The 8,621-nt window shown below is 66.2% G+C and carries 7 protein-coding genes; 3 read left to right on the top strand and 4 right to left on the bottom strand.

Going from position 1 to position 8,621, the window contains the following annotated elements; all coding sequences use genetic code 11:
• Nucleotides 1-28: 28 nt before the first annotated feature.
• The 3 genes from FKP22_RS13305 to FKP22_RS13295 all read right to left on the bottom strand — a co-directional run bounded on the left by FKP22_RS13305 (nucleotide 29) and on the right by FKP22_RS13295 (nucleotide 3,678).
• The gene (locus FKP22_RS13305) at nucleotides 29-667 is read right to left on the bottom strand and encodes a TerD family protein (RefSeq protein WP_141287969.1); all 639 of its coding nucleotides are present in this window, start codon (nucleotides 665-667) and stop codon (nucleotides 29-31) included.
• A 51-nt stretch (nucleotides 668-718) separates the two neighbouring features.
• Complete coding sequence (locus tag FKP22_RS13300; protein ID WP_141287968.1) at nucleotides 719-1,927, bottom strand: hypothetical protein; 1,209 nt, start codon at nucleotides 1,925-1,927, stop codon at nucleotides 719-721.
• 224 nt (nucleotides 1,928-2,151) lie between these two features.
• A complete protein-coding gene (locus tag FKP22_RS13295; RefSeq protein WP_141287967.1) occupies nucleotides 2,152-3,678 on the bottom strand; it encodes a fumarate hydratase in 1,527 nt (508 codons plus the stop codon).
• A 90-nt stretch (nucleotides 3,679-3,768) separates the two neighbouring features.
• On the opposite strand from FKP22_RS13295, the gene nhaA reads away from it, so the two are divergent.
• Nucleotides 3,769-4,962 (top strand): Na+/H+ antiporter NhaA, encoded by a 1,194-nt coding sequence (gene nhaA, locus FKP22_RS13290; protein ID WP_141287966.1) that lies wholly within the window; start codon nucleotides 3,769-3,771, stop codon nucleotides 4,960-4,962.
• A gap of 54 nt (nucleotides 4,963-5,016) precedes the next feature.
• Here nhaA and FKP22_RS13285 read toward each other — a convergent pair whose 3' ends face one another.
• Complete coding sequence (locus tag FKP22_RS13285; protein ID WP_141287965.1) at nucleotides 5,017-5,628, bottom strand: TIGR00645 family protein; 612 nt, start codon at nucleotides 5,626-5,628, stop codon at nucleotides 5,017-5,019.
• A gap of 180 nt (nucleotides 5,629-5,808) precedes the next feature.
• Between FKP22_RS13285 and acs the strand changes: the two genes are divergently transcribed.
• Nucleotides 5,809-7,776, top strand: coding sequence for an acetate--CoA ligase (gene acs / locus FKP22_RS13280; RefSeq protein WP_141287964.1), 1,968 nt, complete (start codon nucleotides 5,809-5,811; stop codon nucleotides 7,774-7,776).
• A gap of 141 nt (nucleotides 7,777-7,917) precedes the next feature.
• On the top strand, nucleotides 7,918-8,621 hold a 704-nt coding region (locus FKP22_RS13275), incomplete at its 3' end, for an SGNH/GDSL hydrolase family protein (RefSeq protein ID WP_141287963.1).

Raw genomic sequence — 8,621 nt, 5'->3', positions numbered from 1 at the left:
CATGCGGCCTGGGGGAGCGGGCCGTGCTTCAGGAGAAGTGGCCCAGCACGCTGTTGAAGTCGCCGTTGAAGCCCACGCCCACTGCGACGAAATTCGCCTTGCCGCCGGCCTCGATCATGATCGAGCCCATCTGCACGCCGATGAAGTCGCCGAACTGGTTGGACAGGCTGGCGCGCATCAGTTCTGCGCCGCTGGCGTTGACGATGGCGATCTCGGCGTTCTGCACTTGGCCGAAGCGCTTGGCCGCGGCCTGGGTGTGGATCATCGCGACCAGCGGAATCTCCAGCACGCCGCTGCTGACCGAAGGCAGCTTGGACGGGTCCACGCGTATCCATTCGTCCACGCCGTCCAGTGCGCCGTCCAGTGCATCCGGGCTGTGGCGCAGTGCGCCGCCATGCACCTGGAACGAACCGTCGGCCTGCTTGTCGAGCACGCCCACTTCCTGGCCGCCGATCTTGCGGCGCACGTTGTAGGTCGACAGGATGTCTTCCAGGCTTTGCGCCTTGGCGCCGTCGCCGGCATTGACGCAGACGATGGCGTGCAGGTCGAGGTCGGTCTCGCCGTCCCACGAGAGCTTGGCGGTGAAGGCTTCGCCCTTGCTGAGGTTGAGCTGCAGCTTGGGCGCTTGCTCGCCGGGCTTGGCCAGGTTCAGAACGAGTTTGGACATGTAGCGGGTCCTTGCAGAAGGGAGCGAAAAACGAAAAGGGGGCGAGCGCGCTCAGCGTTGCGCAGGCAGGTCAGGGCGGATTACCGCGCCCAGTTGCGCCATGTCCTGGCGCGCCTGCGCGAAGATCTGGCGGGCCTGCTCGAAGCTCTGCGTGTTCTTGGCCCGTGCCTGCTCGACGATGCCCACCAGCTGCCGCGTGTCGGCCACGATGGCCTGCAGCTGGCGCGCCTGGGCCAGGCGGTTGTCGCCCGGCGCGGTGGCGGCCTTGCCGACGACCTCGGTCATCAGCTTGGAGCGCACGGCCAGCAGGTTGGCGTCCAGCGCGGCGCCCTGTTCCGCCAGGCGCTGCACGCCCTGCGTGACCAGCGCGCCGTGGATGGTCAGCAGCGTCATCTTGATGCTGGCAAAACGCGAGGACGCAGTGGTCGTGGTTTCCTGCAGCGTGGAAATGCCGGCATTCTGCAGCTGGCGGATCACCATCTGGTCTGATGGCAGGCGCGACAGCGTGCTCTCGATGGCCAGTGCGCGGCTTTCCAGTGCCTGCAGCTTGTCCTGCAGCGTGGCCACGGTGCCGCTGTCAGCGCCATTGCTGATGGCTTCGCCCAGCTCGGCGCGGGCCTTGTTGACAAAGCCCATCAGGAAGGCCGCCACCTGGGCGAACTCGACAAAGCGCTCGCGGTAGGCGTTCTTCAGCTGTTCGAGGTTGCGCACCTCGCCGTCCAGCCGCTGCTGCTCCTGCTGCAGCTCCACTTCCATGGTCTTGATCAGGTCCGAGAGCTTCTTGCTCTTGCCCGAAGCGGCCAGCCGCACCTCTTCGTAGGCACGGCTCATGGCCTTGCTCAGCGTCTTCTTGTTGAACATGCCCATGAAGCGCTCCATGGCGCTGGGCTGGGCGTTCAGGATCTTGTCGGCCAGCGCGTCCAGCTTCTCGCTTTCGACGGCTTCGCTCAGGCCTGCCACCAGCTTGAAGATGCGCGGCTGTTCGGCCTTCTCGATGCGGTCCAGGAACTGGCCCAGCGTGCGGTGCAGCGACTGCTCCGCTTCGCCGCCCAGCTTGGCGATGTCCAGCATCGGCGTCTGCGCCAGGCTGACGCTGGCGATCTGCGCGCCGATGGCGTTGCGCTGCTCGTCGCTCAAGGCAACGGGGAAGTCGGCCGGAATGCCGACCAGCGCAAGGTTGCTGCTGCCGGGCAGCGGCGAAAGCGGTGACAACGAGGTGGTCGCCAGCGTCGTGGGCAGCGAACTCGGGGTGTTGCTCAAGGCGTTCTTTCCCTGGGGAATGACAGGGCGCCTAGCCTATCCCAACACTGGCCCCCACGGCCACCCCTTGAGACAAAACGCAATCCAGCGCCGCCAGCTGCGGTTCTGGCGGGCTGAATTGCTGCCAGATGGTTGAACGCAGCCGGCGCCGGGCCGCCCCAAGGCGGCTGCGCCAACCCGCTCGGCGGGTGGTCTCACGTACCCGTGAGGCCGGGTGCCCCACTTCAAGCCTCCACCACGGGGATCTTGCCGATCTTGGCTTGCCAGGTCTTCGGGCCCTCGATGTGGGCGCTGGTGCCCGTCGAATCGACGGCCACGGTCACCGGCATGTCCACCACGTCGAACTCGTAGATGGCTTCCATGCCCAGGTCGGCAAAACCGACGACCTTGGCGGCCTTGATGGCCTTGGAAACCAGGTAGGCGCTGCCGCCCACGGCCATCAGGTAGGCGCTCTTGTGCTTCTTGATGGATTCGATCGCGACCGGGCCGCGCTCGGACTTGCCGATCATCGAGATCAGGCCGGTCTGGGCCAGCATCATCTCGGTGAACGAGTCCATGCGGGTCGCAGTGGTCGGGCCGGCCGGGCCGACGACTTCGTCGCGCACCGGGTCCACCGGGCCGACGTAGTAGATGACGCGGTTGGCGAAGTCCACCGGCAGGGCTTCACCCTTGGCCAGCATGTCCTTGATGCGCTTGTGCGCGGCGTCGCGGCCGGTCAGCATCTTGCCGTTGAGCAGCAGCGTCTGGCCGATCTTCCAGCTGGCGACTTCTGCCGGCGTCAGCGTGTTCAGGTCCACGCGCTTGCTCTTGTTGTAGTCCGGCGCCCAGGTCACGTCGGGCCACAGGTCCAGGCTGGGCGGGTCCAGGTGCACGGCGCCGGAGCCATCCAGCACAAAGTGCGCGTGGCGGGTGGCAGCGCAGTTCGGGATCATCGCGATCGGCTTGCTGGCGGCGTGCGTCGGGAAGGTCTTGATCTTCACGTCCAGCACTGTCGTCAGGCCGCCCAGGCCTTGCGCGCCAATGCCCAGCGCGTTGACCTTCTCGTAAAGCTCGATGCGCAGCTCTTCGAGCTTGTTCTGCGGGCCGCGCGCCAGCAGCTCGTACATGTCGATGTCTTCCATCAACACTTCCTTGGCCAGCATCACCGCCTTCTCGGCCGTGCCACCCACGCCAATGCCCAGCATGCCCGGCGGGCACCAGCCGGCGCCCATGGTCGGGACGGTCTTCAGCACCCAGTCGACGATGCTGTCGCTGGGATTGAGCATGTACATCTTGGACTTGTTCTCGCTGCCGCCGCCCTTGGCGGCGACGATCACGTCGACCTTGTCACCGGGCACCAGCTCCATGTGGACCACGGCAGGCGTGTTGTCCCTGGTGTTCTTGCGCTCGAAGATCGGGTCGGCCAGCACCGAGGCGCGCAGCACGTTGTCCGGGTTCAGGTAGCCCTGGCGCACGCCCTGGTTCACCGCGTCGGTGACCGAGCCCTTGCCAAAGCCTTCCCACTTCACGTCCATGCCGATCTTCAGGAACACGTTGACGATGCCGGTGTCCTGGCAGATCGGGCGCTTGCCCTCGGCGCACATGCGCGAGTTGGTCAGGATCTGGGCGATCGCGTCCTTGGCGGCAGCGCTCTCCTCTCGCTCATAGGCGCGGGCGAGGTGGGCGATGTAGTCGGCCGGGTGGTAGTAGCTGATGTACTGCAGCGCGCTGGCGACGGACTCGATCAGATCGGCCTGGCGGATGGTGGTCATGCTTGGCTTTCCATGCTTGCTTTGTGCGGGCGGAGGTCTGCCGGCTGACGGGCAGAATGCATCCGGGATTTTACTGAAGGGAGCCCATCGATGACCCCGGCACTGCGTCGTTTCTTCGCCCACGAATCCGCAGGCGGCATCGTGTTGGCCATTGCCGCGGCGTTGGCGCTGATCGTCAGCAACTCGCCCTGGGGCGCGGCCTATGCGCGTTTGCTGGCCTTGCCCGGCGAGGTTCGCATTGCCGGCGACTGGCTGGTGCTGGCAAAGCCGCTGTTGGTCTGGGTCAATGACCTGTGGATGGCGGTGTTCTTCTTCCTGGTCGGGCTGGAGATCAAGCGCGAGTTCGTCGAAGGCGAACTGGCCTCGCGCAGCCAGGCGATCCTGCCGGCGGCCGCGGCGCTGGGCGGCATGGCGGTGCCGGCCCTCATCTACTCGGCCATCAACCATGCCGACCCGGTCGCGCTGCGCGGCTGGGCCATTCCTTCGGCGACGGACATCGCCTTTGCCATCGGCATCGTCTCGCTGCTGGGCTCGCGGGTGCCGGCCTCGCTGAAGGTTTTCCTCACGGCGGTGGCCATCATCGACGACCTGGGCGCCATTGCGGTGATCGCGGTCTTCTACACCAGCCAGCTGTCGCTGGGCATGCTGCTGGGCGCCGGTGCCTGCCTGGTCGGGCTGTGGGGCCTGAACCGGGCCAGGGTGACGAATGTGGGCGTCTATGTCGTGCTGGGACTGGTGCTGTGGGTCTTCGTGCTGAAGTCCGGCGTGCACGCCACGCTGGCCGGCGTGGCCACCGCACTGGCGGTTCCCATGCGCCGGCCGGACGGCGGTTCGCCGCTGGAAGACGCCGAACATGCGCTGCACCCATGGGTCGCCTTCCTGGTGCTGCCGGTGTTCGCGTTCACGAATGCCGGCGTCAGCTTGCTGGACGCTTCGGCCGAGGTGCTGGTCGCGCCGGTCACGCTGGGCATTGCCGCCGGGCTGGTGCTGGGCAAGGCGCTGGGTGTGTTCGGCACCGTGTGGCTGCTGGTGCGCGCGGGCTGGGCCGCTCTGCCGGCAGGGGCCGTCTGGCGCCAGGTGCTGGGCGTGTCGCTGCTGTGCGGCATCGGCTTCACGATGAGCCTGTTCATCGGCGGGCTGGCCTTCGAGGGCAACCCGCTGCTGGAAACCGAGCTGAAGCTGGGCGTGCTGGGCGGCTCCATCATTGCCGCGGCCCTCGGGGCTTGGGTACTGAGTACCCCCAGGACCGGCCTGCGCCCGGCCCGCCCCCCGAGGGGGTCATGAAAACTTGGGGCGGCCCGGCGTTTTCATGCACGCCCCGACGCTGAAGGGGGCGGCTCAGTGCGGGTCGGGGTTCTTGCTGGCGTACAGGATGCGGTCAGACGCCGCTATGGCAATAGCCGACAGCAGGAAGGCCAGGTGGATCACGGTCTGCGCGATCAGGGTCTTCTCGCTGTAGTTTTCGGCACTGATGAAGGTCTTCAGCAGGTGGATGGACGAAATGCCGATGATGGCGGTGCCCAGCTTGACTTTCAGTACGGAAGCATTGACATGGCTTAACCATTCGGGCTGGTCTGGATGGCCTTCGAGGTTCATGCGTGAGACAAAGGTCTCGTAGCCCCCGACGATCACCATGATCAGCAGGTTCGAAATCATCACCACGTCGATCAGTCCCAGCACCACCAGCATGATGATGGTCTCGTTCAGCCCGCTGGGCGGCGTGTCTGCATGGCCGTAGCCCACACTTTTGACCAGGATCTCCAGCGCATGCGAGTCCCCCAGCGCTGCCTGGATCAGGTGCACCAGCTCGACCCAGAAATGGAACACGTATACCGCCTGTGCCAGGATCAGCCCGAGGTACAGCGGCAGTTGCAGCCAGCGGCTGGCAAAGATCACGGCTGGCAGCACGCCCAGGCGCGGGCGGGGCGGAGGATTGGGTGTTGGCGTCATGAGGTGCGAGGGCGTCGGGGATGGGGGGGCAGGCCCGGAGGGCTGGCCGATGCCGGGAATTCTATGGGTGTGATCCAGTAAGCCCTTCGTCAGACGAGCGGACCACAGTGCAGGCCAAACGGGCAAAGCCCATCGGCAGGCAGGCCCGTGAAGGCAATCAAGACCGAGGAGACAGACGACATGAGTGAAGACCTCAAGATTTACGCGCCGCCCGCCGAACTGGTGGCGCAGGCCCATGTGTCCGGCATGGCCGCCTACGACGCCTTGTGCGCCGAAGCCGAAGCGGACCACGAAGCCTTCTGGGCCCGCCAGGCGCGCGAGCTGCTCAGCTGGAAGAAGCCCTTCACCAAGGTGCTGAACGAGGCTGACGCGCCGTTCTTCAAGTGGTTCGAGGACGGGCTGCTGAACGCCTCCTACAACTGCCTGGACCGCAACATCGAGCGCGGCCTGGGCGACAAGACCGCGCTGATCTTCGAGGCCGACGGCGGCGAGGTCACCCACACCAGCTACGCGCAGCTGCTGGCCAAGACCTGCCGGATGGCCAATGCGCTGAAGGCCATCGGCATCGGCAAGGGCGACCGGGTCATCATCTACATCTCGATGTCGGTCGAAGGCGTGGCGGCCATGCAGGCCTGCGCCCGCATTGGCGCGACCCACTCGGTGGTGTTCGGCGGCTTCTCGGCCCACTCCTTGCGCGACCGCATCGAAGACACCGGCGCCAAGGCCGTCATCACGGCCGACTGCCAGGTCCGCGGCGGCAAGCAGCTGCCGCTGAAGGCCATCGTCGACGAAGCGCTGACGCTGGGCGGCTGCGACTCGGTGAGCAAGGTTCTGGTGGTCAACCGCGCGGGCGCCAAGGTCAGCATGACCGAAGGCCGCGACCTGTGGCTGGCCGAACTGATGAAGGACCAGCCCGAGACCTGCGAGCCGGAATGGGTGGAGGCCGAGCACCCCTTGTTCCTGCTCTATACCTCCGGCTCCACCGGCAAGCCCAAGGGTGTGCAGCACAGCACCGGCGGCTACCTGCTGCACGCGGCACTTACCACCAAGTGGACCTTCGACCTGAAGGCCGATGACATCTTCTGGTGCACCGCCGACATCGGCTGGGTCACCGGCCACACCTACATCACCTATGGCCCGCTGGCGCTGGGCGGCACCGAGATCGTCTTCGAAGGCGTGCCCACTTACCCGGACGCCGGCCGCTTCTGGAAGATGATCCAGGACCACAAGGTCACGATCTTCTACACCGCGCCCACGGCCATCCGTTCGCTGATCAAGGCGGCAGAGGCCAAGGACGAGGTCCACCCGAAGAGCTACGATCTGAGCAGCCTGCGCATCCTCGGCTCGGTTGGCGAGCCCATCAACCCTGCGGCTTGGGAGTGGTACTACCAGCACGTGGGCGGCAGCCGCTGCCCCATCGTCGACACCTTCTGGCAGACCGAAACCGGTGGCCACATGATCACGCCGCTGCCGGGCGCCACGCCGATGGTGCCTGGCTCTTGCACGCTGCCGTTCCCCGGCATCGCCGCGGCCATCGTCGACGAAACCGGCAAGGACGTGCCGAACGGGCAGGGTGGCATCCTGGTCGTCAAGAAGCCCTGGCCTAGCATGATCCGCACCATCTGGGGCGACCCGGAGCGCTACAAGAAGAGCTACTACCCGGCCGATTTCCAGGGCAAGTACTACCTGGCGGGCGACGGCGCGATCCGCGACGCCAAGACCGGCTACTTCACCATCACCGGCCGCATCGACGACGTGCTGAACGTCTCCGGCCACCGCATGGGCACGATGGAGATCGAGTCGGCGCTGGTCAGCTGCACCGAGCTGGTGGCCGAAGCGGCTGTGGTGGGCCGGCCGGACGACACGACGGGGGAAGCCATCTGCGCCTTCGTGGTGCTCAAGCGCCCGCGCCCCACCGGCGAGGAAGCCAAGGCGATTGCCAAGCAGCTGCGCGACCACGTCGGCAAGGAAATCGGCCCCATCGCCAAGCCCAAGGACATCCGCTTCGGCGACAACCTGCCCAAGACCCGCTCGGGCAAGATCATGCGGCGGCTGCTGCGGCAGGTGGCCAAGGGCGAGGCCATCACGCAGGACATCTCGACGCTTGAGAATCCGGCCATCCTGGATCAGTTGTCCCAGGTCAACTGAGGCTTCAGGGTCCATGCAAGGGGCGGCGCAGTGCCGCCCTTTTTGCCTTCCGGGCGTTCCTGTTACGTCTTGAAATCCCTTGGGGCCGGAACTTCGCCGTGCCGCCTGCACCTGACTGCTTTGTCACGCAGGAGTGATCACATGAGAAAGTCCTTGCGAACGGCCGCGACCGTGGCCGGCCTCAGCATGGTGGCGCTGGGCGCCGCCCGTGCCCAGTCGCTGACAACCCCGCTGCGGTCGCCCAACTCCGCCAGGTCCGAAATCGACGCCCGCTGGCGCGAAAGCCTGGACGCCTTTGCTGCGGCGGACCGCACCGCGGCGCCCCAGCCTGGCGGCGTGCTGTTCGTCGGCAGCTCGTCGATCCGGCTGTGGGGCAATCTCGAGACCCAGTTCGACCAGCAGCCCAGCGTCATCAAGCGCGGCTTCGGCGGCTCGCGCCTGTCGGACGTGGCCCGCTACCTGGACCGGCTGGTGCTGCCCTACCAGCCGCGGCTGGTGGTGGTCTATGCCGGCGACAACGACCTGGCCGAAGGCGCGACGCCGCAGGACGTGCTGAAAAGCTTCCAGACGCTTGTCGAAGGCGTGAAGGCAGCGTTGCCGGACACCCGCATCGCCTACCTGTCGATCAAGCCCAGCCCCTTGCGCGCCTCGTTGATGCCGTCCATCCACGACACCAATGCCTTGATCGCAGCCTACGCCGACAAGACCGCCAACCTGGATTTCATCGACATCTATTCGAAGATGCTGGACAGCCAGGGCCAGCCGCGCCCGGAGCTGTTCCTGGAAGACCGGCTGCACATGAACGAGCAGGGTTATGCGCTGTGGCGCAAGGAGATCGCGTCCCA

Source organism: Ideonella azotifigens (assembly GCF_006519715.1).
GTDB lineage: Bacteria > Pseudomonadota > Gammaproteobacteria > Burkholderiales > Burkholderiaceae_C > Ideonella > Ideonella azotifigens.
This window is presented reverse-complemented; position numbering and strand designations above follow the sequence as displayed.

Bases quoted from the DNA above. Each gene is read 5' to 3' on its own strand.
- FKP22_RS13305 (WP_141287969.1), bottom strand. From the start codon at position 667: ATGTCCAAACTCGTTCTGAACCTGGCCAAGCCCGGCGAGCAAGCGCCC.
- FKP22_RS13295 (WP_141287967.1), bottom strand. From the start codon at position 3,678: ATGACCACCATCCGCCAGGCCGATCTGATCGAGTCCGTCGCCAGCGCG.
- nhaA (WP_141287966.1), top strand. From the start codon at position 3,769: ATGACCCCGGCACTGCGTCGTTTCTTCGCCCACGAATCCGCAGGCGGC.
- FKP22_RS13285 (WP_141287965.1), bottom strand. From the start codon at position 5,628: ATGACGCCAACACCCAATCCTCCGCCCCGCCCGCGCCTGGGCGTGCTG.
- acs (WP_141287964.1), top strand. From the start codon at position 5,809: ATGAGTGAAGACCTCAAGATTTACGCGCCGCCCGCCGAACTGGTGGCG.